Annotated in this window: 22 protein-coding genes; 6 read left to right on the forward strand and 16 right to left on the reverse strand. The window is 63.7% G+C overall.

Annotation, left to right across the window (positions count from 1 at the left end; translation table 11 throughout):
- Positions 1-92: 92 nt before the first annotated feature.
- The 4 genes from ACTJLC_RS14415 to ACTJLC_RS14430 form a co-directional block, all read right to left on the reverse strand.
- Entirely contained in the window at positions 93-1091 is a 999-nt protein-coding gene (locus tag ACTJLC_RS14415) for an NAD(P)H-dependent glycerol-3-phosphate dehydrogenase (RefSeq protein WP_440844303.1), read from the reverse strand.
- Between the two features lie 22 nt (positions 1092-1113).
- On the reverse strand, positions 1114-1584 hold the full coding sequence (gene secB, locus ACTJLC_RS14420) for a protein-export chaperone SecB (protein ID WP_073429365.1): 471 nt from the start codon (positions 1582-1584) through the stop codon (positions 1114-1116).
- Positions 1585-1737: 153 nt separating this feature from the next.
- The gene (gene grxC, locus ACTJLC_RS14425) at positions 1738-2001 is read right to left on the reverse strand and encodes a glutaredoxin 3 (protein WP_073429364.1); all 264 of its coding nucleotides are present in this window, start codon (positions 1999-2001) and stop codon (positions 1738-1740) included.
- On the reverse strand, positions 1998-2423 hold the full coding sequence (locus ACTJLC_RS14430; protein ID WP_073429450.1) for a rhodanese-like domain-containing protein: 426 nt from the start codon (positions 2421-2423) through the stop codon (positions 1998-2000). Before ACTJLC_RS14430 ends, grxC begins: the two co-directional genes overlap by 4 nt.
- 137 nt (positions 2424-2560) lie before the next feature.
- Here ACTJLC_RS14430 and gpmA point away from each other — a divergent pair, with 137 nt between their 5' ends.
- The 3 genes from gpmA to ACTJLC_RS14445 all read left to right on the forward strand — a co-directional run bounded on the left by gpmA (position 2561) and on the right by ACTJLC_RS14445 (position 6133).
- Positions 2561-3307, forward strand: a complete 747-nt coding sequence (gene gpmA, locus ACTJLC_RS14435; protein WP_073429363.1) for a 2,3-diphosphoglycerate-dependent phosphoglycerate mutase — start codon at positions 2561-2563, stop codon at positions 3305-3307.
- A 296-nt stretch (positions 3308-3603) separates the two neighbouring features.
- Positions 3604-5190: a S41 family peptidase gene (locus ACTJLC_RS14440; protein ID WP_073429362.1), complete on the forward strand. Its 1587-nt coding sequence runs from the start codon at positions 3604-3606 to the stop codon at positions 5188-5190.
- Between the two features lie 184 nt (positions 5191-5374).
- Positions 5375-6133, forward strand: a complete 759-nt coding sequence (locus tag ACTJLC_RS14445) for a HesA/MoeB/ThiF family protein (RefSeq protein ID WP_310131567.1) — start codon at positions 5375-5377, stop codon at positions 6131-6133.
- An 81-nt stretch (positions 6134-6214) separates the two neighbouring features.
- Here the strand turns inward: ACTJLC_RS14445 and ptsP are convergent, their stop codons facing one another.
- From ptsP to ACTJLC_RS14480, 7 genes are all read right to left on the reverse strand, one after another.
- Positions 6215-7963, reverse strand: a complete 1749-nt coding sequence (gene ptsP / locus ACTJLC_RS14450) for a phosphoenolpyruvate--protein phosphotransferase (RefSeq protein ID WP_083084756.1) — start codon at positions 7961-7963, stop codon at positions 6215-6217.
- 247 nt (positions 7964-8210) lie between these two features.
- Positions 8211-8480, reverse strand: a complete 270-nt coding sequence (locus tag ACTJLC_RS14455; RefSeq protein ID WP_054035732.1) for an HPr family phosphocarrier protein — start codon at positions 8478-8480, stop codon at positions 8211-8213.
- Between the two features lie 107 nt (positions 8481-8587).
- A complete protein-coding gene (locus tag ACTJLC_RS14460; RefSeq protein WP_310131571.1) occupies positions 8588-9106 on the reverse strand; it encodes a PTS sugar transporter subunit IIA in 519 nt (172 codons plus the stop codon).
- A gap of 332 nt (positions 9107-9438) precedes the next feature.
- On the reverse strand, positions 9439-10395 hold the full coding sequence (gene gshB / locus ACTJLC_RS14465; RefSeq protein ID WP_073429358.1) for a glutathione synthase: 957 nt from the start codon (positions 10393-10395) through the stop codon (positions 9439-9441).
- Between the two features lie 101 nt (positions 10396-10496).
- The gene (gene gshA, locus ACTJLC_RS14470; RefSeq protein WP_073429357.1) at positions 10497-11786 is read right to left on the reverse strand and encodes a glutamate--cysteine ligase; all 1290 of its coding nucleotides are present in this window, start codon (positions 11784-11786) and stop codon (positions 10497-10499) included.
- A gap of 245 nt (positions 11787-12031) precedes the next feature.
- Positions 12032-13528: an ammonium transporter gene (locus ACTJLC_RS14475; RefSeq protein WP_310131573.1), complete on the reverse strand. Its 1497-nt coding sequence runs from the start codon at positions 13526-13528 to the stop codon at positions 12032-12034.
- A 44-nt stretch (positions 13529-13572) separates the two neighbouring features.
- Positions 13573-13911, reverse strand: a complete 339-nt coding sequence (locus ACTJLC_RS14480; protein ID WP_006048089.1) for a P-II family nitrogen regulator — start codon at positions 13909-13911, stop codon at positions 13573-13575.
- 396 nt (positions 13912-14307) lie between these two features.
- Here ACTJLC_RS14480 and ACTJLC_RS14485 point away from each other — a divergent pair, with 396 nt between their 5' ends.
- Positions 14308-14562: an accessory factor UbiK family protein gene (locus tag ACTJLC_RS14485; RefSeq protein ID WP_073429355.1), complete on the forward strand. Its 255-nt coding sequence runs from the start codon at positions 14308-14310 to the stop codon at positions 14560-14562.
- A gap of 120 nt (positions 14563-14682) precedes the next feature.
- Positions 14683-16296: a YifB family Mg chelatase-like AAA ATPase gene (locus ACTJLC_RS14490; RefSeq protein WP_440844309.1), complete on the forward strand. Its 1614-nt coding sequence runs from the start codon at positions 14683-14685 to the stop codon at positions 16294-16296.
- Positions 16297-16629: 333 nt separating this feature from the next.
- On the opposite strand, the gene ACTJLC_RS14495 is transcribed toward ACTJLC_RS14490, so the two are convergent.
- Positions 16630-17271, reverse strand: a complete 642-nt coding sequence (locus ACTJLC_RS14495) for a hypothetical protein (RefSeq protein ID WP_374710290.1) — start codon at positions 17269-17271, stop codon at positions 16630-16632.
- Positions 17272-17501: 230 nt separating this feature from the next.
- Between ACTJLC_RS14495 and ACTJLC_RS14500 the strand changes: the two genes are divergently transcribed.
- Positions 17502-18032, forward strand: a complete 531-nt coding sequence (locus tag ACTJLC_RS14500; RefSeq protein ID WP_073429352.1) for a TlpA disulfide reductase family protein — start codon at positions 17502-17504, stop codon at positions 18030-18032.
- A gap of 77 nt (positions 18033-18109) precedes the next feature.
- Here ACTJLC_RS14500 and ACTJLC_RS14505 read toward each other — a convergent pair whose 3' ends face one another.
- From ACTJLC_RS14505 to ACTJLC_RS14520, 4 genes are all read right to left on the reverse strand, one after another.
- Positions 18110-19462 (reverse strand): sigma-54-dependent transcriptional regulator, encoded by a 1353-nt coding sequence (locus tag ACTJLC_RS14505; RefSeq protein ID WP_073429351.1) that lies wholly within the window; start codon positions 19460-19462, stop codon positions 18110-18112.
- 18 nt (positions 19463-19480) lie between these two features.
- Complete coding sequence (locus tag ACTJLC_RS14510) at positions 19481-21481, reverse strand: sensor histidine kinase (protein ID WP_440844311.1); 2001 nt, start codon at positions 21479-21481, stop codon at positions 19481-19483.
- A 51-nt stretch (positions 21482-21532) separates the two neighbouring features.
- Positions 21533-22813 carry a dicarboxylate/amino acid:cation symporter gene (locus ACTJLC_RS14515; RefSeq protein WP_073429449.1) on the reverse strand — a complete coding sequence of 427 codons (1281 nt, stop codon included), beginning with the start codon at positions 22811-22813 and terminating at the stop codon, positions 21533-21535.
- Positions 22814-23210: 397 nt separating this feature from the next.
- Positions 23211-24281: an ABC transporter ATP-binding protein gene (locus tag ACTJLC_RS14520; RefSeq protein ID WP_310131605.1), complete on the reverse strand. Its 1071-nt coding sequence runs from the start codon at positions 24279-24281 to the stop codon at positions 23211-23213.
- Positions 24282-24287: the final 6 nt, after the last annotated feature.

Below are 24287 nucleotides of genomic sequence, written 5' to 3' on the forward strand. Positions count from 1 at the left end.
GAAGCGTCGATAAAACGTGGACAGCGAGATGGGGCAACCGTTCAGCACTTTTGCGCGCTGAACGGTTGAAGACTCGAACTGTAAGGTGGCGCCTATTCGGCTTTGGAATCGCGCCGCAGCAGGGCGCTGACGGCGTCGCGAGGCGCTATGCCGTCGAACAGCACGGTGCACACCGCTTGCGTGATGGGCATCTCGATCGCGTGAGCGCGCGCGATCGCCAGCACGGCCTGCGCGCAACGCACGCCTTCGGCCACGTGACCGAGGCCGCCGAGAATGTCGTCGAGCGTACGACCCGCGGCGAGTTGCATGCCGACCGTGCGATTGCGCGACAGGTCCCCCGTTGCGGTGAGAATCAGATCGCCGAGGCCGGTCAAGCCGGTGAACGTTTCGGCCCGTCCGCCGAGCGTCACGCCCAGCCGTGACATTTCCGCGAGACCGCGCGTGATCAGCGCCGCGCGTGCGTTGAGACCGAGACCGAGGCCGTCGGCGATGCCCGTTGCGATCGCCAGCACGTTCTTCACCGCGCCGCCCACCTCCACCCCGACGACGTCGTCGCCGGTATAGATGCGCATGGCGCCGTGATGGAACGCGGCGACCGTGCGCTCGCGACATGCTGCCGACACACTCGCGATCGTCAGCGCAACCGGCAAGCCCTGGCCGACTTCGCGCGCGAAACTCGGACCCGAGAGTACGCCGTTGCTGCCATGCCCCGGCAGTTCGGCTGCGACCACCTGATGCGGCAACAACTGCGAGTCGGCTTCAAAACCCTTGCACAGCCAGATTACGTGCGCCGGCACCTTGCCCGCATCCCGCATCGCCTGAAAGAGACCGCGCAGTCCGGCCACGGGCGTTGCGACGACGCATAACGCGTCGTCGGCGAGCGCGTGATCGAGTGCCGCGCCCAGGTCAGCTTCATAGCGAAGCGCCGGCGGCAAGGCAACGCCCGCCAGGTAGCGGGTGTTTTCGCGCGAAGCGCGGAGCTCGGCGACGAGCGCTGGCTCGCGCGCCCACAACACCGTGTCGTGCCGCGCGGCCAGATGGCCGGCGAGGGCCGTGCCCCATGCACCGGCGCCGAGTACGGCAACCTTCATAGCCGGCACCGCCCGTGGCGCGTTAATGCGTGACGCCGTTTTGCGCCGCGCCGTCCTGGCCGCCCATTTGCGCGAGACGTTGCTCGTACAGCGCCTGGAAGTTGATCTCGGCCAGATGGATCGGCGGGAAACCGGCGCGGGTAATTGCGTCGGCGATGTTCGAGCGCAGATACGGGAAAAGGATCGTCGGGCAGGCAATGCCGACCAGCGGATCGATCTGTTCGGCCGGAATGTTGCGGATGTCGAAAATGCCGGCTTGCTTGGCTTCGATGAGGAACGCGACCTTCTCCGACACCTTGGCCGTGACCGTGCCCGTGACGAGAATTTCGAACACGGTGTCGGCGAGGCGTTCGGCCTTCACGTCGACTTCGACTTCGACCGAGGGCATTTCCTGCTCGAGGAAGATGCCCGGCGAATTCGGCTGCTCGAGCGACATGTCCTTCAGGTAGATGCGCTGGATGTTGAAGAACGGCTGGTTATTCTCGTCGGACATGATTGAATGGTTCCCTGATGGATGTGCATAGCGGCGGCCCATGGCTTCAAGGGCCGCCAGATCGTTGCGGCGCATCGCCCGCCCTGTAAAGGCCGGGATGCGCCGGCTTGTATTTCACCCGCCCTGCTCATGCGGCGCGCGGGCGCCGCGAATTCAGGCGGCTTCTTCGAGCAGAGGCATCAAACCGCCCGCGCGATCGAGCGCGGAAAGGTCATCGTACCCGCCGACATGCGTCTCGCCGATGAACACCTGCGGCACCGTGCGGCGGCCGGTCCGCGTCATCATTTCCTCGCGGCGGGCCGGGTCCTTGTCGATCAGTACCTTCTCAACGTGCTCGACGCCGCGCGACTTTAAAAGACGTTCGGCCATCTGGCAATACGGGCACACCTGCGTGCTGTACATGATGACTTTATTCACTTGGCTACTCCTTGTTTCACCACCGGCATGCCGGCTTTCTGCCAGGCGTCGACGCCGCCTTCCAGAACGTGGACTTCGGCGTACCCTGCATCCTGAACGATACGCGCCGCCTTGTTCGACTGCTGGCCGTTCTGGCAGACCAGCAGCACCGGGTTGCTCTTGTTCTTCACAAGCTGCGCGACTTTCGCCTGCAGCTCCGCGAATTCCAGGTGTCGCGCCGCGGGCAAATGACCCTTGGCGAACTCGGCGGACGGCCGCAGATCGATGACCGCCGCGTTGCGCCGGTTGATCAGTTGCGTGGCTTCAGCGGCCGACAGGCCACCGCGGCCGCGCCGGCTGATCGTCGGCCACAGCAGCAACCCACCGGAGATGAGGACGATCGCGATCAGTACAAGGTTTGTGTAATCAGTGAAAAACTTCACGGAAAATCCGCCGAAAAAGAGAGAAATCGAAAAGGGCAATCCGGCCATTATAAAATAACCGTCTGACGCGATGGCGGCGCTCCTCGCGAGCAAGCTCGCCGCGCTTTACCGCTTCCTTACTACCGACCGGCAATCTCATGTACAAACTCGTTCTCATCCGCCACGGCGAATCGACGTGGAACAAGGAAAACCGCTTCACGGGCTGGGTCGACGTCGACCTCACCGAGCAGGGTAATCGTGAGGCGCAGCAAGCGGGCGTGCTGCTGAAGGAATCGGACTACACGTTCGACATCGCCTACACATCGGTGCTCAAGCGCGCGATCCGCACCTTGTGGCACGTACAGGACCAGATGGATCTGATGTACCTGCCGGTGGTGCATTCGTGGCGTCTGAACGAGCGTCATTATGGCGCGCTGTCGGGTCTGAACAAGGCCGAAACCGCCGCCAAGTTTGGAGACGAACAGGTGCTGGTCTGGCGCCGCAGCTACGACACGCCGCCGCCGGCGCTCGAGCCGTCGGACGAACGCGCGCCCTACGACGATCCGCGCTATGCCAAGGTGCCGCGCGAGCAACTGCCGCTCACCGAGTGCCTGAAAGACACCGTGGCGCGAGTGCTGCCGCTGTGGAACGAGTCGATCGCGCCGGCCATCAAGTCGGGCCGCAAGGTGGTGATCGCGGCGCACGGCAACTCGATCCGCGCGCTGGTGAAGTACCTGGACGATATTTCGGACGCGGACATCGTCGGGCTGAACATTCCGAACGGCGTGCCGCTCGTCTATGAACTCGACGAGAACCTGAAGCCAATCAAGCACTATTATCTGGGCGACCAGGAAGCGATCGCGAAGGCGCAAGCCGCGGTCGCCAAGCAAGGCAAGGCGGGCTGATCGCGTCGTCCGGCCGCCGCCCTCCGATGAAAAATACGGCTGGGCGCGGCAAACGGCGCAGCCCCGCGCCGAACGGCAGAGACGCGGCTAGCATCGCCCAGGCGCGCTCGTGGCCGGCATCCGCCGCTTGCGGTGCATGACTTCGGCGATGGGGCACATTCCGTCGAACCAGGCCCGGCATGTGCTGTCGAATCACGATTGCCCGCACCGCGCCCTGAGTGCGCGGGTGTGCAGTTATACTTGTCCGTCCCCATCTCTATCGACGCTGCCACGCGCTTCCGACCGCAACAGACTCTATGCGAAAGAACCTGAAAACTATCGGCCTGATTGCCGCGGGCCTTGCTACTGGCGCATTTGCCACCCTGCAACTCTCGGCCTCGGCCCAGCAACCCGCCAGCGCCACGGCAACCCCGCTGCCGCTGGACCAGCTCAGGCTCTTTGCCGAAGTGTTCGGGCAGATCAAGCATGAGTACGTCGAACCGGTCGACGACAAAAAGCTCCTCACCGCCGCGATCAAGGGCATGGTGTCGAGCCTCGACCCGCACTCGTCGTACCTCGACAAGACCGATTACGAAGAACTGCAGGAGCAGACCAAGGGTCGCTTCGCGGGGCTCGGCATCGAAATCTCGTCGGAAGACGGCCTGATCAAGGTGATCTCGCCGATCGAAGACACGCCGGCGTTCCGCGCTGGCATTCGTCCGGGCGACCTGATCACGCGTATCAACGACAAGCCCGTGCGCGGCATGACGCTCGACCAGGCGGTCAAGCAGATGCGCGGCGAGCCGGGCACCAAGGTCACGCTCACCATTTTCCGCAAGACCGACGACCGCACGTTCCCGCTTACGGTCACGCGCGCGATCATCAAGGTCCAGTCGGTCAAGATGAAGATCCTCGCGCCGGGCTATGCGTACGTCCGCATCACCAGCTTCCAGGAACGCACCACGCCTGACCTCGCCGCGAGGCTGCAGGACATCGCGCGTCAGCAGCCGAACCTGAAGGGTCTCGTGCTCGACCTGCGCAACAACGGCGGCGGTCTGCTGCAAAGCGCGGTCGGCGTCGCGGGCGCATTCCTGCCGCCGAATTCGGTGGTGGTGTCCACCAACGGGCAGATTCCGGATTCGAAACAGGTCTATCGCGACACCTACGACAACTACCGCTTGCAATCCTTCGACAGCGATCCGCTGAAGGACGAAGCGCCGATCTTCAAGACCGTGCCGATGGTCGTGCTGACCAACGCCTACTCGGCGTCGGCTTCGGAAATCGTCGCGGGCGCGCTGCAGGATCAGCACCGCGCGCTGATCGTCGGCAAGACCACCTTCGGCAAAGGCTCGGTGCAAACCGTCCGGCCCATGACGGCCGAAACCGCGCTGCGCCTGACCACGGCGTACTACTACACGCCGAGCGGCCGTTCGATTCAGAACAAGGGCATCCGTCCTGACATCGCGGTGGATCAATACGCCGAAGGCGATCCGGACGACGCGCTGGTCACTCGCGAAGTCGACTACTCGAATCACCTGGCGAACACCCAGGATCCGAACGAGAAGAAGGAAGCGGAACGGCGCGAACAGGAACGCATGGATCAGTTGCGCCAGCTCGAGGAGCAGAACGACAAGAAGACGCCTGAACAGCGTCAGAAGGATCGTGAGCGTAAGCCGGTGGAGTTCGGTTCGGGCGACGACTTCATGCTGCAACAGGCTTTGAATAAGCTGCAAGGCAAGACCGTGCAGGAATCGAAGTCGCTGACCGAGCGGCGTCTGGCACAGAACAAGCCGGCCACATCGGCCTCCGCGCCGGTGGCGGTGAAGCCGACTCAACCGGTTCCGGGCGCATCGGGTCCGGCTTCGGCGGCCGCACCGGCCTCGGCTCCGGCTCCAGCCAAGTAAGCAGCAAACGTGGCGTGTCTTCGCAGCGAAACTTGCTGCGAAGACACGCCTCGGAACACGAAAAAACGCTCCAGCAAAACCCGCAGCAAGCCGCACCCTTCGCGCGATTAAAATAACAGCAACGAAAACGCGCGCCGCAAACCGCCGGTTTGCGTCCCATCGCGCGACACTCACGCGCCCCGCCATGAACGACGACCAACTCCTCCGCTATTCCCGCCATATCCTCGTCGATGAAATCGGCATTGAGGCGCAGCAGCGCTTTATCGACGCGCACGCGATCGTCGTCGGCGCGGGCGGGCTCGGTTCGCCCGCTGCGATGTATCTCGCGGCGGCAGGTGTCGGCCGTTTGACGCTGGTCGATGCGGATACGGTCGATCTCACCAATCTGCAACGGCAGATCCTGCACGTGACAGCATCGGTCGGCAGAAAAAAAGTGGAATCCGGGCGCGACGCGATCGCGCGGATCAATCCCGAGGTCGCGGTGAACGCGGTGGCGGAACGCGTCGACGACGCGTGGCTCGACCGCGAAGTGCCGCACGCGACTGTCGTGCTCGATTGCACCGATAACTTCGCGACGCGCCATGCGATCAATCGCGCCTGCGTGCGGCACGGCGTGCCGCTGGTGTCGGGCGCGGCACTGCGCTTCGACGGCCAGATCAGCACCTTCGATTTTCGTGACGAAGCGTCACCCTGCTACGCGTGTGTGTTTCCGGAAGACCAGCCGTTCGAGGAAGTCGCCTGCTCGACGATGGGCGTGTTCGCGCCGACGGTCGGCATCATCGGTTCGATGCAGGCTGCGGAGGCGCTAAAAGTGATCGGAAATATCGGCACGCCGCTGACGGGCCGCCTGACGATGCTCGATTCGCTGCGGATGGAATGGAACACGATGCGCATTGCGCGCCAGGCGGATTGCCCGGTGTGTGGTGAACAGCATCGGGACTGAGCATGCAAGACGCTGAATGAACAAACGCCGCGGATGTGCGGCGTTTGTTCATTCGAAGCCGATCCGATCCGGCAAACCTCGCTAAGCCAACGCCACGCGCTTGAGCGCGGCCTGCACTTCCTCGGGTTCGAACGAAGCCAGCACATCGGCCACCGGCTTTTCCAGCGTCTTCAGATGCGAGCGCAAAATTTCCTGCTTGACCACCAGCAGTTGACTCGGATGCATCGAGAACTCGGTGAGGCCCATGCCGAGCAGCAGACGCGTCAACGCCGGATCGCCCGCCATCTCGCCGCATACCGACACCGGCACCCCCGCCCGCTTCGCCTCGCGCAGCGTGAACGCGATCAGATGCAGCACCGCCGGATGCAGCGGGTCGTACAGATGCGCGACCGAGTTGTCCGCGCGATCGATCGCCAGCGTGTACTGAATCAGATCGTTCGTGCCGATCGACAGGAAATCCAGTCGCTTCAAAAACAGCGGCAACGCGATCGCCGCAGCCGGAATCTCGATCATTGCGCCGACCTGCACGTTCGGATCGTAGGCCATGCCGGCATCGTCCAGTTGACGCTTGGCTTCGCGAATCAGATCGAGCGTCTGGTCGATTTCCTGCGCGTGCGCGAGCATCGGAACCAGGATCTTCACTGTGCCAAACGCCGACGCGCGCAAAATCGCGCGCAGTTGCGTGAGGAACATCTGCGGCTCCGAGAGGCTCCAGCGAATCGCTCGCAGTCCGAGAGCCGGATTCGCGGCGGTTTCGTAGCCATCGCCGCCGCCCATCGAGTCGAGCGGCTTGTCGGCGCCCACGTCGATCGTGCGGATCGTGACCGGCAAGCCGTTCATCAACTCGACCGCGCGACGGTACGCGCCGAACTGCTCCTCCTCCTCGGGCAAGCGGTCCTTGTGGTTCATGAACAGGAATTCGGTGCGAAACAGTCCGACACCCGTTGCGCCCGCATCGAGCGCCGCGCGCGCGTCGTCCGGCAGTTCGATGTTCGCGCACAGTTCGATACGCGTGCCGCACAGGGTTTGCGTCGGCGAGAATTTCAGGCGCTGCAGCTTGCGCTGTTCGAGCGCCTTTTCGCTTTGACGATACGAATACTCTTCCAGCACGATCGGCGCCGGATCGACGATCACGATGCCATGATCGCCGTCGACAATGATCAGGTCGTCCTGGCGGATCAGCGCACTCGCGTGCTGCACGCCGACCGCGGCCGGAATGCCGAGACTGCGCGCGACGATCGCCGTATGCGAGGTGCGGCCGCCGAGGTCCGTGACGAAACCCTGGAACGTTTGCGTTTTGAATTGCATCATGTCGGCCGGCGCGATGTCGTGCGCAACCACGATCATTTCGTCGCACGCGCCGTGCACGCCGTCCACCAGCGCCACCGACGCGCCCGCGAGCGCCTTCAACACGCGCTCCACCACCTGCTCGATGTCGGCTTTGCGCTCACGCAGGTATTCGTCCTCGATGTCGTCGAAATGGCGCGACAGGCGCTCGAGCTGTTCGGTCAGCGCCCACTCCACGTTATAGCGGCGCGTGCGGATCAGGTCGATGGTTTCCTGCACGAGCATCGCATCGTTCAGGATCATTGAATGAACGTTGATGAACGCGCCCATTTCGCTGGGCGCGTCCGCGGCGAGGTCGGCACGCAGCGTGTCGAGTTCGCCATGAACGAACTGCTGGGCCGCACGGAAACGCTCGACCTCGCTCTCGATCTGAGCGGGTTCGATCAGGTAATGGTCTACGTCGAGTGCAGCCGGGGCGATCAGGTAAGCCCGCCCAATGGCGATACCGCGTGACACGGGAATTCCATGCAGCGTGAAGGACACGCGCACCTCCTCTAGTTGTGTGATGCCGCGGCAAACCGCTGCAGTGCTCTCAGACTCTCGTCGCCATTATAAATTCCACGCCCCTCGCGCGGGCGCCGGGGCTGTGTGCAGCGCAGCACGAATTGTCGCAGCCGCAACGATCGTCGTCGGTTCCATGGACGCCGAATCACCCATTGTCATGCGCTAAAAAAAACGCCGCGGACAGCCGCGGCGTGGTGGATGCTCTTCGCAACGTGGACGCGCGAGCTCACTGGCCCTCGCCGAATTTATCGGCGATCAGTTTCAACAGTGCGTCCATCGCTTCCTTTTCGTCGGTGCCTTCCGTTTCGATCAGCACGGTGCTTCCAATGCCTGCTGCCAGCATCATCACGCCCATGATGCTTTTGGCGTTGATACGGCGGCCGTTGCGGCTCATCCAGATTTCCGCCTGGTAGTTGCCGGCGAGTTGCGTCAACTTGGCCGACGCACGCGCGTGCAGCCCCAGCTTGTTCACAATGGTCGTTTCCTGTTGCAGCATGTGATGGTCCGAAGCGCGGGTAAGTGTTGTTGTGAAGGATGAAACTGCAAACCGGTTGCAATGCGTTTTGAAATCGCTTGACGCCCTTTGAACGCCGTTCGATCCGGTTACAAGCCCGTGGAGTCGGTTTTGTGGGTCAAATCGGCCTCGGGGGGCAAGGCGGGCAAACAGTCGCCAGCAGCGGCATCGGCCGGCAACGCGGGCGAACACGGTTCGCAAGCCGCGGCGGGCTGTGGGGTGGCCGGGCCGATTGCATGCACGCCCTTGGTGGCGCCGGCGAGCGCCTTGTCGACCAGCGTGTCGAGCGGCGTGGCGCGATAACAGACGGCACGCACCAGCATCGGCAGGTTCACGCCGCACAGCACGCGCACATTCGGCACCGACGCGAGCCGCCCGGCGATATTCGCCGGCGTGGCGCCGAACATGTCGGTGAGCACGAGCGCGCCGTTCTCTTCCTTGAGCCGCTCGATTTCCGAATTGGCGAACGAGACCATTTGTGCGGGATCGCAATCCGGCGATACGTCGATCACGCCGATGCGAGCCGGCAAGCCACCATAGATATGCGAAATGCAATCGCGCAACGCGGTGGCGAACGGAGCGTGCGCAATGATCAGAATGCCTGCCATGTCAGCCTTACTGCAAAAGAACGGCCCCAAACCGTGGACCGGGACGAGGCCCGGATCCCAAGCGCCCTCGACCGGCCGTGGGCCATGAGGGCCGGAACGCATCGTTTTGACGAGCGGCCCGCGACGCCCGGTCCAACCGGGACGCATGCGGAAAACTGCTCGCTCACAGTCCGCAATCCATGCCCGTGACGTCCGGCTGACGCCACCGAGTCGGCTTGGCGCGGCGGAGCGGGCATTGTAGCAGGCTCATTTTCGCGCCAAAGCGGGCGTTTCGCCCCGCGCGGAGTTACTACATAGTTTGGGGGCCATGGCGTCCAATCAAGGGCCGTGCCTCAGCCGACCGCCCGCTCCAGCGCGTCGATGAACATGGCCGCGACGTCGAAGCCGGTCTGATCCATAATCTCGCGAAAACACGTCGGGCTCGTCACGTTGACTTCGGTCAGCCAGTCGCCGATCGCGTCCAGTCCGACCAGCAGCAAACCGCGCGCCGCCAGCACGGGCGCAAGCGTGCCGGCGATCTTGCGATCGTGATCGGTGAGCGGGCGCGCCACGCCCAGCCCGCCCGCGGCCAGATTGCCGCGCACCTCGTTGCCCTGGGGAATGCGCGCGAGAGAAAACGGCACCGCTTCGCCGCCGATCAGCAGAATGCGCTTGTCGCCTTCCTTGATCTCCGGAATGAATTTTTGCGCCATCACCGAGCGTGCGCCGTCGTGGCTCAGCATTTCGATAATCGAGCCGAGATTCATGCCGTCGGCCTTCACACGGAACACGCCCATGCCGCCCATGCCGTCGAGCGGCTTCAGGATCACATCGCCGTGCTCTTCGTGGAAGGCGCGCAAGCGAGCCGCGTCGCGCGTGACCAAGGTCGGTGCGACGAACTCCGCGAACTCGCCGATCGCGAGCTTTTCCGAGTGATCGCGAATCGCCTGCGGCTTGTTGAAGATGCGCGCGCCGCCGCGTTCCGCCATTTCCAGCAGCCACGTCGACGTGACGTATTCCATGTCGAACGGCGGGTCCTTGCGCATCACCACGGCGCTGAAGCTTTTCAGCGAGCGTGGCGCGGCGGCCTCGGCAGCGTACCAGGTGTCGCGATGCAGATCGGTCACGTCGCCCGCGATCGCGAAGCGCCGCACGTTCGCCTCGACGTCGCCGCCCGTCCACGCCAGATGCTTCGGCTCGCACGTGTGAAGCGTGTGGCCGCGGCGCGCGGCCTCGGCCATCATCGCGTAGGTCGAGTCTTTGTAGATCTTGAATTGCGTGAGCGGATCGGCGATGAAGAGAATGTCCATGAAGGTCCCGGTGCGCCCTGACGGGCTTGGCATTGAACGTCAATATACTCGTTGAAAATGACGATGGCGGCACGCATGCCGCCATCGGCCACCCAAGGTGGTTAGACCTGAATCGCTTCGGGATCGGTCTTTTCCAGTTCGACCGATGCGGCCAGCAACCCGAGCCGCGCCACCACGCCATACATGTAGAAGCGGTTCGGCGGCGCCGCGCCGGGCTTCGCGTGCGCATCCGGCAGCGCCGTATGCTCGAACCCGAGCGGCACGAAGTGCATGCCCGGCGCGTTCAGATTCTGATCGCGCTCGCGGCTGCCGTGCACGCGGTAGAAGCCGCCCACCACATAGCGGTCGATCATGTACACGACCGGCTCGGCGACCTCTTCGCCGATCCGCTCGAAGGTGTACACGCCTTCCTGCACGATCACGTCGTGCACTTCGAGGCCGTCTTTCGTGGCCGCCATCTTGGCGCGTTCGCGCTTGGTGAGCGCGGCCACTTCCGACGCGTCGTGCACGGTCATCACGCTCATGCCGTAGGTGCCCGCGTCCGACTTGATGACGACATACGGTTTTTCGGAGATGCCGTACTCGCGATACTTCTTGGCGATCTTTTTCAGAACGCCGTCGATCGCATCGGCCAGCGCTTCCTCACCGGTACGCTCCTGGAAATCGACGCCTTCGACGTGCGCGAAGTACGGATTGATCATCCACGGATCGATCTCGACCATCTTGGCGAATTTCTTCGCAACGTCGTCATAGCAGGAGAAATGCGTGGATTTGCGCCGAACCGCCCAACCGGCATGCAACGGCGGCAGCAGATACTGCTCGTGCAGATTTTCCAGCACGGGCGGAATGCCGGCGGACAGATCGTTGTTCAGAAGAATCGAGCACGGATCGAAGTTCTTCAGGCCTAGCCGCCGCGGCGTGCGCTCGAGCGGTTCGAGCACGAGCTTCTGCCCGTCGGAGAGCGCGATCGTGACCGGCCCGACGATGCTTTCGTCGAGCGTGCCGAAACGCACGTTCAGGCCGGCCTGGCGCATGATCGCGGCCAACCGGGCGACGTTCTCGAGATAAAACGCGTTGCGGGTGTGGCGCTCGGGAATCACGAGCAGGTTTTTCGCGTCAGGGCAGATCTTCTCGATCGACGCCATCGCGGCCTGCACGGCGAGCGGCAACACTTCCTGCGGCAGATTGTTGAATGCGCCGGGGAACAGATTGGTGTCGACCGGCGCCAGCTTGAAACCCGCATTACGCAGATCGACCGAACAGTAGAAAGGCGGCGTGTGCTCCTGCCATTCGAGCCGGAACCAGCGTTCGATAGCGGGCGTAGCGTCGAGGATCTTCCGCTCGAGGTCGAGCAGCGGGCCGTTTAACGCCGTAACTAGGTGCGGAACCATTGATCACTCGCAGACTGGAGAAAAAAGATTGTAGAGCAAATGCTTTGCCCATTTGGGGACGGTTTCTCCATTCGCAAGCCGATACGAATGCATTCTCACTATCGTCATGATAGGTGGGGAAAACTGTTGCTCACAAGACGGAACAACTCTTTCAGCAAGAAAAAAGCCCGCCATGAAGGCGGGCCAAAGTCGCTGTGCTTGATTCTGATTGTTCAAGCCCTGAAGCCGGGCTTGCGCATGTTTTCTTATTCGACGTGTTCGCCGTGCAGGCTCACGTCCAGACCTTCGCGTTCCTGTTCTTCCGTCACGCGGATGCCCATCACCATGTCGATGACCTTCAGCAGGATGAAGCTCACGACGCCGCTGTAGACCAGCGTCGTCACCACGCCCTTGGCTTGCAGAAGGACGCTGCCGTCGAAGCCGCCGATGTCCTTGACCGCGAACACGCCGGTCAGGAGCGCACCCACGATACCGCCGATGCAGTGCACGCCGAACGCGTCGAGCGAATCGTCGTAACCGAGCTTGTGCTTGAGCCACGTTGCCGACCAGAAGCAGACCACGCCGGCCACGATGCCGATCACCAGCGAACCCGTCATGCCGACGAAGCCCGAAGCCGGCGTAATCGCCACCAGACCCGCCACCGCGCCCGACACGATACCGAGCACCGACGGCTTACCCTTGGCCGCCCATTCGGCGAACATCCATGCCAGCGCTGCCGCCGCCGTTGCGATTTGCGTCGCGAACATCGCGAAACCGGCACGGCCGTCAGCCGCCACCGCGGAACCCGCGTTGAAGCCGAACCAGCCCACCCACAGCATGGACGCGCCGATCAGCGTGAGCGTCAGGTTGTGCGGGGCCATCACTTCCTTGCCGTAGCCGACGCGCTTACCGAGCACGAGGCAGCAGACCAGACCCGCGACACCCGCGTTGATGTGCACCACCGTGCCGCCCGCGAAGTCGAGGATGCCGGCGCTAGCCAGCCAGCCGGTCGGTTCCCACACCATGTGCGCGATCGGCGAGTAGACGATGATCGACCACAGCGTCATGAACACCAGCATCGCCGAGAATTTCATCCGGTCGGCAAACGCGCCGGTGATCAGCGCCGGCGTGATGATCGCGAACGTCATCTGGTAGACGAAGTAGACCGTTTCCGGGATCGTCTGGGCCAGATGGCTGACGGTCAGCGTCGTGGCCTTGTCGCCCTTGATGTAGTTCATGCCGGACATGAACACGCGCGAGAAGCCGCCGATGAACGAGCCGCCCGGCGTGAACGCGAGGCTGTAGCCCACCACGCCCCAGATAATCGTCACGAGGCAGGTGATCGCGAAGCTTTGCATCAGCGTGGCGAGCACGTTCTTCTTGCGGACCATGCCGCCGTAGAACAGCGCGAGACCGGGGATCGTCATGAACAGCACGAGCGCGGTGGAGGTCAGCATCCAGGCGGTATCGCCCGAATTGATCTTCGACGAATCGACCGAGAACGGCGCGGTCGGCGCGGCCGGTGCGGCGTCCGATGCCGCGGGCGCGGCTGCGGCGCTGGCGGCCGGGGCGGCGGAAGCGTCCGCTGCCGGCGCCGAGGCTGCGGCCGGAGCCGATGCGTCCGCTGCCGGCGCGCTGGCGGCCGTATCGGAAGCAGCGGCCGAGGCGGCTGCCGGGGCGGAAGCGTCGTCCGCGAGGGCGGCGCCGATACCGCCCGCGAGCAGCGAACCGGCCATCAGCAAGGACATCAATAATTTGCGCATCTTTCGTTTCCTCTTATCGCTATCTGTGTCGCTATCTTTTAGTGTTACAGGGCGTCCGCGCCGGTCTCCCCGGTGCGGATTCGAATCACCTGTTCGATCGGCGTGACGAAAATCTTGCCGTCGCCGATTTTGCCGGTGCGTGCCGCGCGCTCGAGTGCCTCGATCGCCTGGTCGACGATGTCGTCCGAGACGGCTGCCTCGATCTTCACCTTCGGCAGAAAATCGACGACGTATTCAGCGCCCCGATACAGTTCCGTATGGCCCTTCTGACGGCCGAACCCTTTCACTTCCGTCACCGTGATGCCCGAGACGCCGATGGCCGACAAGGCTTCGCGCGCCTCATCGAGCTTGAACGGCTTGATGATTGCGGTAATGAGCTTCATGAAATCCTCGCTAAGTTGCGTAACCCGTTCGTAACCTGTTTGCGTACCCGTAACCCCTTCGCGTGGTCTCGTTCCGCTGTCGGCAAAACGCTACCGGCAGTGCGCGCGGGGCAGTAACAGCAACTCGCATGCCATGTTGTGTCAGACTTCGCGTGGGGGCACGCTGCGCAAGGGCTCAAGCGTGCCTGGCCGGACGGCCAACGTTGTCGGCGCACGCTGGCGCGGCTTATTGATCGTTGCTAGAGTGTTCTGACGGCGTGGAACAGCCCGACGCGCACCAAAGGCGCCCATGAGGACACCTCATACCACCGGTCATGCACCAAGGTTGAGCATTTCGCGCAGCAAGGCACAGCCGCAATGAAACATGCACATTTTCCGTGCAGAAAAGGGAACACCATGAAACAACCGAATGATGTCTTCAACGACTTTCAGGCCCGCATGAGCGAGCTGTTCAAGAACTCACCGGCCAAGGACGTCGAACGCAATTTGAAAGCCATGCTGTCGCAAGGCTTCTCGAAACTCGACCTGGTCACGCGCGAGGAATTCGATACGCAGACTCAGGTGCTGGTGCGCACGCGCGCTCGCCTGGAGGAACTGGAGCGCCGCGTCGCCGAACTCGAGCAGAAGCTGCCGGTCACGCAAACGCCGTAAGGCTTTGCTCGCCGCGCATTAGCTGCGCAGTGCTGCACATCACTGGCAAGCGAGCCGTGACGTCATCAGCGTTTTAGGGGACTTGCGCGCACCCCGGCGCGCTGTCCGACGGGAGAAAACATGTCGCTTGCCGTGGTGCGCAGTCGCGCGCCGGCCTCTGGCCGCGCGCCCGAAGTTACCGTCGAGGTTCACCTCGCCAACGGATTACCCTCTTTCTCGATCGTCGGCCTGCCCGATCTGGAAGTGCGCGAAAGCCGCGAGCGCGTACGCGCGGCGCTGCAGAACTGCGGCTTCGACTTTCCTGTGCGGCGCATTACCGTCAACCTCGCTCCCGCCGATTTGCCAAAGGAGTCCGGCCGCTTCGACCTGCCGATCGCCTTGGGCATTCTCGCGGCGAGCGGCCAGATTCCGGCCGAATCCTTGCTGCATCGGGAATTCGCCGGCGAACTGTCGCTGACCGGCGCGCTACGGCCGATGCGCGGTGCTTTTGCGATGGCGTGCGGCACGGCGCGCGGCGGCGTCGCGCTTGGCGGCGGCGCCGCGCATGGCGGCGGCGTCGCACTTTCCGTCACACCGGGCGAGTTCGCGGCAGCCGGTTTGCCGGCACCGCACACGCCGCAACTCTATCTGCCGGTCGCAAGCGCCGCGGAAGCGGCGCTGGTGCCCGGCGTCGACGTCTATGGCGCCGCCGATCTGCCATCGTTATGCGCACATCTGGCAGGAGCGCCCGATGCGCGGCTCTACCCTGTCGCCGCACCCGAGCTCGGCGAAACGGCGCCAGTCGCCGCACCTGACATGAGCGACGTGATCGGCCAGCGCGGCGCGCGCCGCGCGCTGGAAGTCGCGGCGGCGGGCGGACATCACGTCCTGCTGATCGGGCCGCCCGGCGCCGGCAAGTCGATGCTCGCCGCCCGTTTGCCGAGCCTGCTGCCGCCCATGACCGACGACGAAGCGCTCAGCTCCGCCGCGCTACTGTCCGCGAGCCGGGCCGGTTTTACTCCCTCGCAATGGCGGCAACGGCCGTTTCGCGCGCCGCATCATTCGTCGAGTGCCGCGGCGTTGGTCGGCGGCCGCAACCCACCGCAACCGGGCGAGATCACGCTGGCGCATCTCGGCGTGTTGTTTCTCGACGAATTGCCCGAATTCGATCGACACGTGCTGGAAACGCTGCGTGAACCGCTGGAGGCGGGTCGCATCACGATCTCACGCGCCGCCTTGCAGGCGGATTTTCCGGCAGCATGCCAATTGATCGCCGCGATGAATCCCTGCCCGTGCGGATGGCGTGGCGACCCCAACGGCCGCTGTCGCTGCACGCCGGAGATCGCCGCGCGCTATCTGCGCAAACTGTCCGGGCCGTTGCTGGACCGCATCGATATCCAGCTCGAAATTCCGGCGCTCACGCCGGCTGAGTTATCGGCCCGATCGACTGCGACGGGCGAGACGAGCGCCACGATCGCAGAGCGGGTGAACGCCGCGCGCGAACGGCAACTGAGCCGGCAGGGCAAAACCAACCGCGAGCTGAGCGGGCGCGAAGTGGACGAAGTCTGCCGGCCGGACGCAACGGGCGAAGCGCTGCTGCGCGAGGCAGGCGAGCGCTTCGGCTGGTCCGCGCGGGCTTATTACCGCGTGCTGAAGGTGGCCCGGAGCATCGCCGATCTCACCGGTGCCGCCATGCCGAGCGCCGCGCAAATCGGTGAAGCCGTCCAATATCGTCGGGCGTTGAGCCCGTTATAAAGCGAAAAACATGCTGTCAAGACTTGACTTATGCACATTCGCGCGTTCCTGCAAACTTTTGAAACATGTGAAAGGTGCGGCGCGCGATTCAACGAAAGACCGTTGATTCGATTGCGTTTTTTCAACCGGCGCGGGCGAAGTGAAACTGACGGAGTGCCCACCGGATGGGCATTTGCGGCAATTAAAGCGGAGTTCTCAACAGAGTTATCCACAGGGCGTCTGCGCAACGGGAAAACTTCAACGTAAACCGGCAATTAGCGCACGATGCTGCGAAGGAACTTTCACTGTGCATGATGAACCGGCGCGACGCCTCGTCGGCCAAAACTACCGTTTTTAATACAGGTGGAACGACGAAAAGAATTGGTCGATCTGCTCCTGTTGCAATGGTTTCGACGTAATGATCGCGGCTTGATAAACGTGCCGCCCGCGTGCTGCCAGCCGTGCATAGACGGTGCGCGATTCATGCTGGGAGCCGGCCTCGCCGCTCACTTTCATTTCCAGCCCCAGCACCTGGCCGCCCGCGGCAAGCGGGATTTGCACCGCATGGGTGACGGGCGCGGCGCCCACGTTATGGGCAAGACCGGTGCGCAGGAATTCGAGCACGGCGCGCTGCGTCGTGTCGTCGTCGTTCGGCAGCATCACGGTGCCCACCGCGAATACGGCGTCGCCTGCTTCGGCGGTCTGCATCGCCATCTGCATCGGCGTGCCGTCGATCTGCACCGTTCGCTGATCGTTGCCCGGCTTGGCAGGCAGGTCGATGGTGTAGCCGTTGTCGCTGTTCGCCACGGTGCGCCAGTCGAAAGCGGGCGAACATGCCGACAAAGCCGCGCCGAGTGCCAGCATGCAGGCCGCCGTGCCGATCACCGTCCGGGCCCGCCGCAAGCGCAAAGTGCCGTCGGCGGAACGACAGTTAGTCGAAAAACGGTCTTGCGAGCGACGAACGAACGAGCGGACAGAAGAAATTCGAGCGAACAGATGGAAAACGCGATGAAAAACGAGCGAAACGGTTCGGGACATGGGGCGGAAGATCGGACTGACGGAAGCGGAAAACCCTATTATCCGCTCCCGGCCCGCGTCCTGCCGCGCCGACGGATTGGGGCTACAATGGCGGCAGTCATGCTGCGCCGGGCTGAAAAGCCCGAACCGGCGCACTGTTCCGCGCGTGCCGCGCGACTCTCGAGGTTCCGTTCATGAGTTCCACCCCAATGAGCACCACCCCGTCCACCGCCGCCCGGCGCGCGAGTCCGGTTCGCTACGTCATCATCGCCGCCGTGGCCGTCGCAATCGCGATCGCCGGCTATTTCGCGTTTGCGGGTCAGCAGCGCGTACCCGACGCCACCTTCACGCTGCTCTCCGGCCAAAAAATCTCGACCGCCGACCTGAAAGGCAAGGTCTATCTGGTCAACTTCTGGGCGACGAGTTGCGACACCTGCATGAAGGAAATGCCGCAAATGGTCCAGACGTACAACCGCTTCAAGGGCCAAGGGCTTGAATTCGTCGCCGTCGCGATGAGTTACGACGCGCCGATGTACGTGACCAACTACACGCAAACCCGTCAGTTGCCGTTCAAGGTGGCCATGGACGACGGCTCGGCCGCGAAGCAGTTCGGTAACGTCCAGCTCACGCCCACCACGTTCCTGGTCGACAAGGACGGCAAGATTCTGAAGCGCTACGTCGGCGAGCCGCAATTCGCGGAACTCGACAAGCTGCTGGAAAAAGCGCTGAACGCGGCCTGAACGCAGGCGAGGTTCCTACGTTCCAACCTGACTCAAACGCGCCGGCCTGGCATCTCCTTGGCCGGCGCTTCAAATCCTCACCGCTCCCCTTCCCCCTTGGCCGCGAGGCCATACCGCTTGATCTTCTCGTAGAGCGTCGCCTTGCCGAGCTGCAGCTTGTCCGCCGCGACCGCGACTACGCCGCCCGTCTGCTCCAACGCCTCGGCGATCACCGCGCGCTCGAACTGCTCGACGCGTTCCTTCAGCGGCTGAGTGGGCGCGCCGTCATCGGCGAAGGACATCACCGGATCTTCGGCGACGCCGAGCACGAAACGGTCGGCGGCATTGCGCAACTCACGCACGTTGCCCGGCCAGTCGCGCTGCATCAGGCTCGCGCGCTGACGATCGGTGAGGATCGGCGCCGGGCGTTGATAACGCACGGCCGCGTCGAGTAGAAAGTGCTCGAAGAGCGGCACGATGTCCTCGCGCCGCTCGCCCAACGGCGGCAACGCGATCGTCACCACATTCAGCCGGTACAGCAGATCGCGGCGGAACGAGCCGTCCGCGACATGCTCGGCCATGTCGCCTTTCGCCGCGGCAACCACGCGGCAATTCACGCGGATCGGCTGATTCGAGCCGAGCCGTTCCAGCACGCCGTCCTGCAGCACGCGCAGCAGCTTGACCTGCAACGCGAGCGGCATGCTTTCGATTTCGTCGAGAAACAGCGTGCCGCCCGACGCATGTTCGAGCTTGCCGATGCGGCGCTTCGCCGCGCCGGTGAAGGCGCCCGGTTCGTAGCCGAACATTTCCGACTCGAACATCGGCTCCGGCAGCGCGCCGCAATTCACCGCGATAAACGGCTTGTCACGCCGCGGCGACAACTCGTGCAGACTGCGCGCGATCAATTCCTTGCCCGCGCCGGTGTCGCCGTTGATGAGCACCGATGCATCGGTCGGCGCAACGTTCGCGATCAGCCGCCGCACCTGCTCGATCGCCGGGCTGCGGCCGATGATGCGCGGCGCCACCGAATTCTGTTCCGCCAACTCGCGCCGCAGCGCGAGGTTTTCGAGCACCAGCTTGCGGCGCTCCAGCGCGCGCCGCACGGTTTCGATCAGACGTTCGGACGCAAACGGCTTTTCGATGAAGTCATACGCGCCGTCGCGCATCGCCTGCACGGCCATCGAAATATCGCCGTGACCGGTGACCAGAATCACCGGCACGTCGGGCGCGCGCTCGTGGCATTGCGCGAGCAGATCGAGACCGCTCGCGCCGGGCAAGCGAATATCGCTGACGATCACGCCGGAGAAATCCGCGCTGATCGTCTTCGCCGCGGATTCCACCGACGCATGGCCGATCACGTCGAAGCCGGCGAGTTGCAAACTCTGCACACTGGCGCGCCGCACGAGTTCGTCGTCTTCGATATACAGCACTTGCAAGCCGTGGTTCACCATTGTCGTTTTCCGTCTGATTCAGGAACCCGTCGTCAGCGGGTCCGATGTATGGCTCGTTTGCACGCCAGCGCGGCGCAGCGTCAACACGAATAATGCGCCGCCGTGCGCCGCGTTGCGCGCCACCAGCGTCCCTCCGCAATCGCGGGCGATCGACGACGAAATCGCGAGGCCGAGGCCAAGCCCTTGCCCCATTTCCTTGGTGGTGAAGAACGGTTCGAACAGGCGCGGCAGCACGTCTTCGGGAATGCCCGGACCATTGTCGCTCACGGCGAACGACAAGCTCGCCTCCGCGACTTCGATCTCGATCGAAATGCGCGGCGGACTCATGCCAGCGGTTGCATCCAGCGCATTGCCGAGCAGATTGATCAGCACCTGTTCGAGCCGCAAGTCGTCGCAATGGGCGATCAGTTCGGGATGGTCGTCGGAGAGGTTCAAGGGCGCGCGCGCGCCGCTGTCGGCGTCGAGCAAGGCGAACTCCATCTCCACGCCTTGCAAGCGCTTTTGCAGCAAACCGATCACGTTGCGCAGCGCCCGCACGACCGGCGCGCGCGCATTGCGCGGCCGCGCTCGTCCGACGAACAGCTTCAACTGATTGGTGATCTTGCCCATGCGCTCGGTGAGCGAGGCGATCGCTTCGAGGTTGTCGCGCGCCGACGCGTGGTCGCCGCGATCGAGCAGCACGCGCGTGTTGTCCGAGAATCCACGCAATGCCGCGAGCGGCTGATTCAATTCGTGCGTGATGCCGGCCGCCATCTGGCCGAGCGCGGCGAGCTTGCTCGCCTGGATCAGCTCGTCGTGCGCGGCGCGCAGTTCCTGTTCGGCGCGCGTGCGTTCGGCGACTTCCTTCTGCAATTGCTCGTTCGCCTGCGAAAGATCCGCGGTGCGCTCGGCGACCCGCCGATTCAATTCGGCGTAGGCCTTTTGCAGCAGCGCGCGGCTTCTCATGACCTCGCGCACGCGAGCGCGGCGCATTCTCCAGTAGAACGCGAGCAGCACGAGCGAGATGTAGCCGAAGCCCGTGACGATGGTCGCGTTGCGCGCGTCGGCGTCGACCGGATCGACGGGCGACATCGTGATCAGATGCCAGTCCGGCTCGCCCATGCCGCGCCGCGACGCGAGATAGCGCGGCGCATAGCGGCCGCCGCCGATGCGCACGATCTGCGCGTTGCCTTCGAGCGTGCGCTCGATCGTCACCGGCAGCGGCGCGATCGGCTGCTGCGCGTACTGACGCGCCTGGTAGATCGAATCGGCGACCTGGCCCGACAGCGGCCGTATCGTGTGATATTTCCACGCGGGCACGGCGGACAGAAAGATCACGCCATGATCGTCGGTGACGACGAGCGGCTCGGACGCATCCGCGCTCTGAAACCATTCGAGATCGAGTTTGACGACCGCCACGCCGACGATCTTGCCCGCGCGCCGCACCGGCTGCGAAATGTAGTAGCCCGGCGCCTGCGAGATCGTGCCGATGCCGAAGAAGCGGCCCACGCCGCCTTTGACCGCATCGAGAAAATACGGCCGGAAGTGATAGCCCGCGCCGATGAAACTGCCCGGCCCGCGCCAGTTGCTCGCGGCCACGCAGTATCCATTGAGCGGAATGATGTAAGTGACCGTCGCGCGCGCGTGACGGTTGAGGTCTTCGAGATAGTGATTGGCGCGCTCGACGTTGGCCGGAGTCGGATCGACCAGCACGTCTTGCACGCTGGGATGTTCGGCCAGCAGATACGGCAGCGATTCGTAGCGCTCCAGCGTGCTCTTCAGCGCGCTGGTGGTGCGGTCGACGCGCACCGCGGCGTTGCGCCGCAAGTTGTCGATTCCGCTTTGCCACGCGACGCTGTAAGTGAGCCCGCACGCCGCCACGAGCCCGGCGACGAGCGCGAAGAGGATCAGCAGGCGGCGCGTCACGTTGGCAATATCCGATCGGTGAGGATCAGTTATTGTGGCATAAGGCGACACGCCGTCGGCGCGAGCTTCGTCGGCCGACGGCGTGGGGTTGCGGCTCGCGGCCACCGGTTTCATGCGAGGTGTCCGCGGCCGTGAGCGTCGTGGTTCTGGCAGCCGGTACGCGGCTTAAACGCCGGCCGGCTCTTTGAGCGGCACATCGCCGCGCAATGCCGCGTTCAGCTTGTTGCGGTCCAGTTCCTTTTCCCATGCCGACACCACGACCGTCGCCACGCCGTTGCCGACGATGTTGGTCAGCGCACGGCATTCGCTCATGAAGCGGTCGATGCCGAGAATCAGCACCATGCCCGACAGCGGAATGGTCGGCACCACGGCGAGCGTCGCGGCCAGCGTGATGAAGCCCGCGCCGGTCACACCGCTCGCGCCCTTCGAGGTGAGCATCGTCACCGCCAGCAGCGTGAGCTGTTGCGTCCACGTGAGGTCGATGTTGGTCGCCTGGGCGATGAACAGCACGGCCATCGTCATGTAGATGTTGGTGCCGTCGAGGTTGAACGAATAACCGGTCGGCACCACCAGACCCACCACCGAACGCGAGCAGCCGAGCCGCTCGAGCTTGAGCATCAGTTGCGGCAGCGCGGCTTCCGACGAGCTCGTGCCGAGCACGATCAGCATCTCTTCCTTGATGTAGCCGATGAAGCGCAGGATGTTGAAGCCCACCGCGCGCGCGATGATACCGAGCACCACCACCACGAACACGATCGAGGTCAGATAGAACGTGCCGATCAGCTTGAGCATCGGCAGCAGCGAGCCGATGCCGTACTTGCCGATCGTGAACGCCATCGCGCCGAACGCGCCGATCGGCGCCAGCTTCGTGATGATGCGCACGATGCCGAACAGCACATGCGAGATCCCGTCGATGAAGTTCGTCACGACCTTGCCCTTCTCGCCGGCCGTCGCGAGCACCGCGCCGAACAGCAGCGCGATCAGCAGGATCTGCAGGATTTCACCCTGGGCGAACGCGGACACGAGCGTGTCCGGGATCAGGTGCATCAGGAAGTCGACGGTGGTCTGGCCGTGCGCCTTCGCGGCATACGAGGCGACAGCCTTGCCGTCGAGCGTGGCCGGATCGATGTTGAAGCCGACGCCCGGTTTCAGCAGATGCGTCGCCATCAGGCCGAGGATCAGCGCGAAAGTGGAGACGACCTCGAAGTACAGCAGCGCCTTGCCGCCGACGCGCCCGACCTTCTTCATGTCCTCCATGCCGGCGATACCGGTCACGACCGTACAGAAGATGATCGGCCCGATCACCATCTTGATCAGCTTGATGAAGCCGTCGCCGAGCGGTTTCATGTCGACCGCGAGCGTCGGATAGTAATGGCCGAGCGCGATGCCGATGATGATCGCCGCGATCACCTGGACGTACAGCACTTTGTAGAAAGGTTTCTTCACGATATTACCTGCGATGTGGGTGAGCCCATGGCCTGCCACGCTGCGCATCATGCGAACGGAACTCGTCACGCCTGTGCACGGCATTAGGCCGCGACAAGACGACGAATTCAGAAATACCGGGAAGGGAAATCAGACATCGTTGTCTCCTTGCTTTAGTTGTCGGACCGTTGCGGCCGCGTTATCTATTTCGCAAGGTCGATGCCAGCTCGAATCAAAACGCAACAGCTTGATTTTTATGGATTTTCCGTCGCGCGGCGGAATGCGGCGTCCGGGATTCCGGAAATCGGGACAAGGGGCGTCGGATAATCCGGAATCCATCGGGGCGGCGGCCCCGGGAAAACCCGGACGCCTTTTCAACGGCGCGGTTCGGCCCCGCGCGCGCTGCGTCAATCAGGGGTCAAGCACCGCCTTCTTCCAGCACCAGCAAGTTTTCGTGAGAAAAACCGAGCGACACCGGCTGCCCCCGTTCGGGCAAGCCGCGATTCGGATCGTTGAACACGTCGAGCGAAATCACGGCGTCTTTCACGCGCGTTCTGATGCGCACCACCGCGCCGAGGAAATTCACTTCCTCGACGGTGGCGTTCAGCGTATTGCGGCCCGGCGCCGCCGGCTCCAGCACGATCGCTTCAGGGCGCAACGCGAGCAGACGCTTCTTGCCGGCATCGTCCGGCGGCAGTTCCTGGGTGGTGGTGAGCTCCTGACCGTCCACGGCCATCTTGCCGGTCGCCGGATCGACCACATGCCCGGCCAGAATATTCAGCGTGCCGACGAACGACGCGACAAAGCGCGTGCGCGGATAGTTGTAGATTTCCGAAGGCGAGCCGATCTGTTCGACGCGCCCCTCGTTCATCACGACGATGCGGTCGGAAATCGACAGCGCCTCTTCCTGGTCGTGCGTGACGAAAATCGACGTGATGCCGAGCTCGCGCTGCAACGTGCGAATGTCCTGCCGAAGCGAAATACGGATCTTGGCGTCGAGTGCGGAAAGCGGCTCGTCGAGCAACAGCACTTGCGGCTTGCCGGCCAACGCGCGCGCCAACGCCACGCGCTGCTGCTGCCCGCCCGACAACTGCCACGGATAACGCCCGCCCAGATGCGGCAGCTTGATCAGATGCAGCATCTCCTCGACGCGGCTGTTGATCTCCGCCTGCGGCCGATGCGTGATCTTCAGACCGAAGCCGATATTCTCGGCCACCGTCATGTTGGGAAACAGCGCATACGACTGGAACACCATGCCGACCTTGCGCTGCCGCGTGCGAAGGTGCGTGACGTCCTTGTTGTCGAGCCGGATGACGCCGCGCGTCGGCGTTTCGAAGCCGGCGATCATCCGCAGCACGGTAGTCTTGCCGCAGCCGGACGGCCCGAGAAAGGTGATGAATTCGCCGCGCTCGATCTTCATGTCGAAGTGATGCAGCGCCGTGTTCGTCCCGAAGGACTTATGCAGATTTTCGATCTCAAGGAATGCCATGATTCG

Origin of the sequence: Paraburkholderia sp. 22099 (assembly GCF_052045835.1) — a bacterium.
Taxonomy (GTDB): Bacteria; Pseudomonadota; Gammaproteobacteria; order Burkholderiales; family Burkholderiaceae; genus Paraburkholderia; species Paraburkholderia terricola.

Excerpts from the sequence above, each read along its gene's own strand:
- ACTJLC_RS14415 (WP_440844303.1), bottom strand. The coding sequence starts at position 1,091 with ATGAAGGTTGCCGTACTCGGCGCCGGTGCATGGGGCACGGCCCTCGCC.
- secB (WP_073429365.1), bottom strand. The coding sequence starts at position 1,584 with ATGTCCGACGAGAATAACCAGCCGTTCTTCAACATCCAGCGCATCTAC.
- gpmA (WP_073429363.1), top strand. The coding sequence starts at position 2,561 with ATGTACAAACTCGTTCTCATCCGCCACGGCGAATCGACGTGGAACAAG.
- ACTJLC_RS14440 (WP_073429362.1), top strand. The coding sequence starts at position 3,604 with ATGCGAAAGAACCTGAAAACTATCGGCCTGATTGCCGCGGGCCTTGCT.
- ACTJLC_RS14445 (WP_310131567.1), top strand. The coding sequence starts at position 5,375 with ATGAACGACGACCAACTCCTCCGCTATTCCCGCCATATCCTCGTCGAT.
- ACTJLC_RS14455 (WP_054035732.1), bottom strand. The coding sequence starts at position 8,480 with ATGCTGCAACAGGAAACGACCATTGTGAACAAGCTGGGGCTGCACGCG.
- ACTJLC_RS14460 (WP_310131571.1), bottom strand. The coding sequence starts at position 9,106 with ATGGCAGGCATTCTGATCATTGCGCACGCTCCGTTCGCCACCGCGTTG.
- gshB (WP_073429358.1), bottom strand. The coding sequence starts at position 10,395 with ATGGACATTCTCTTCATCGCCGATCCGCTCACGCAATTCAAGATCTAC.
- gshA (WP_073429357.1), bottom strand. The coding sequence starts at position 11,786 with ATGGTTCCGCACCTAGTTACGGCGTTAAACGGCCCGCTGCTCGACCTC.
- ACTJLC_RS14475 (WP_310131573.1), bottom strand. The coding sequence starts at position 13,528 with ATGCGCAAATTATTGATGTCCTTGCTGATGGCCGGTTCGCTGCTCGCG.
- ACTJLC_RS14480 (WP_006048089.1), bottom strand. The coding sequence starts at position 13,911 with ATGAAGCTCATTACCGCAATCATCAAGCCGTTCAAGCTCGATGAGGCG.
- ACTJLC_RS14485 (WP_073429355.1), top strand. The coding sequence starts at position 14,308 with ATGAAACAACCGAATGATGTCTTCAACGACTTTCAGGCCCGCATGAGC.
- ACTJLC_RS14490 (WP_440844309.1), top strand. The coding sequence starts at position 14,683 with ATGTCGCTTGCCGTGGTGCGCAGTCGCGCGCCGGCCTCTGGCCGCGCG.
- ACTJLC_RS14500 (WP_073429352.1), top strand. The coding sequence starts at position 17,502 with ATGAGCACCACCCCGTCCACCGCCGCCCGGCGCGCGAGTCCGGTTCGC.
- ACTJLC_RS14505 (WP_073429351.1), bottom strand. The coding sequence starts at position 19,462 with ATGGTGAACCACGGCTTGCAAGTGCTGTATATCGAAGACGACGAACTC.
- ACTJLC_RS14510 (WP_440844311.1), bottom strand. The coding sequence starts at position 21,481 with ATGAAACCGGTGGCCGCGAGCCGCAACCCCACGCCGTCGGCCGACGAA.
- ACTJLC_RS14520 (WP_310131605.1), bottom strand. The coding sequence starts at position 24,281 with ATGGCATTCCTTGAGATCGAAAATCTGCATAAGTCCTTCGGGACGAAC.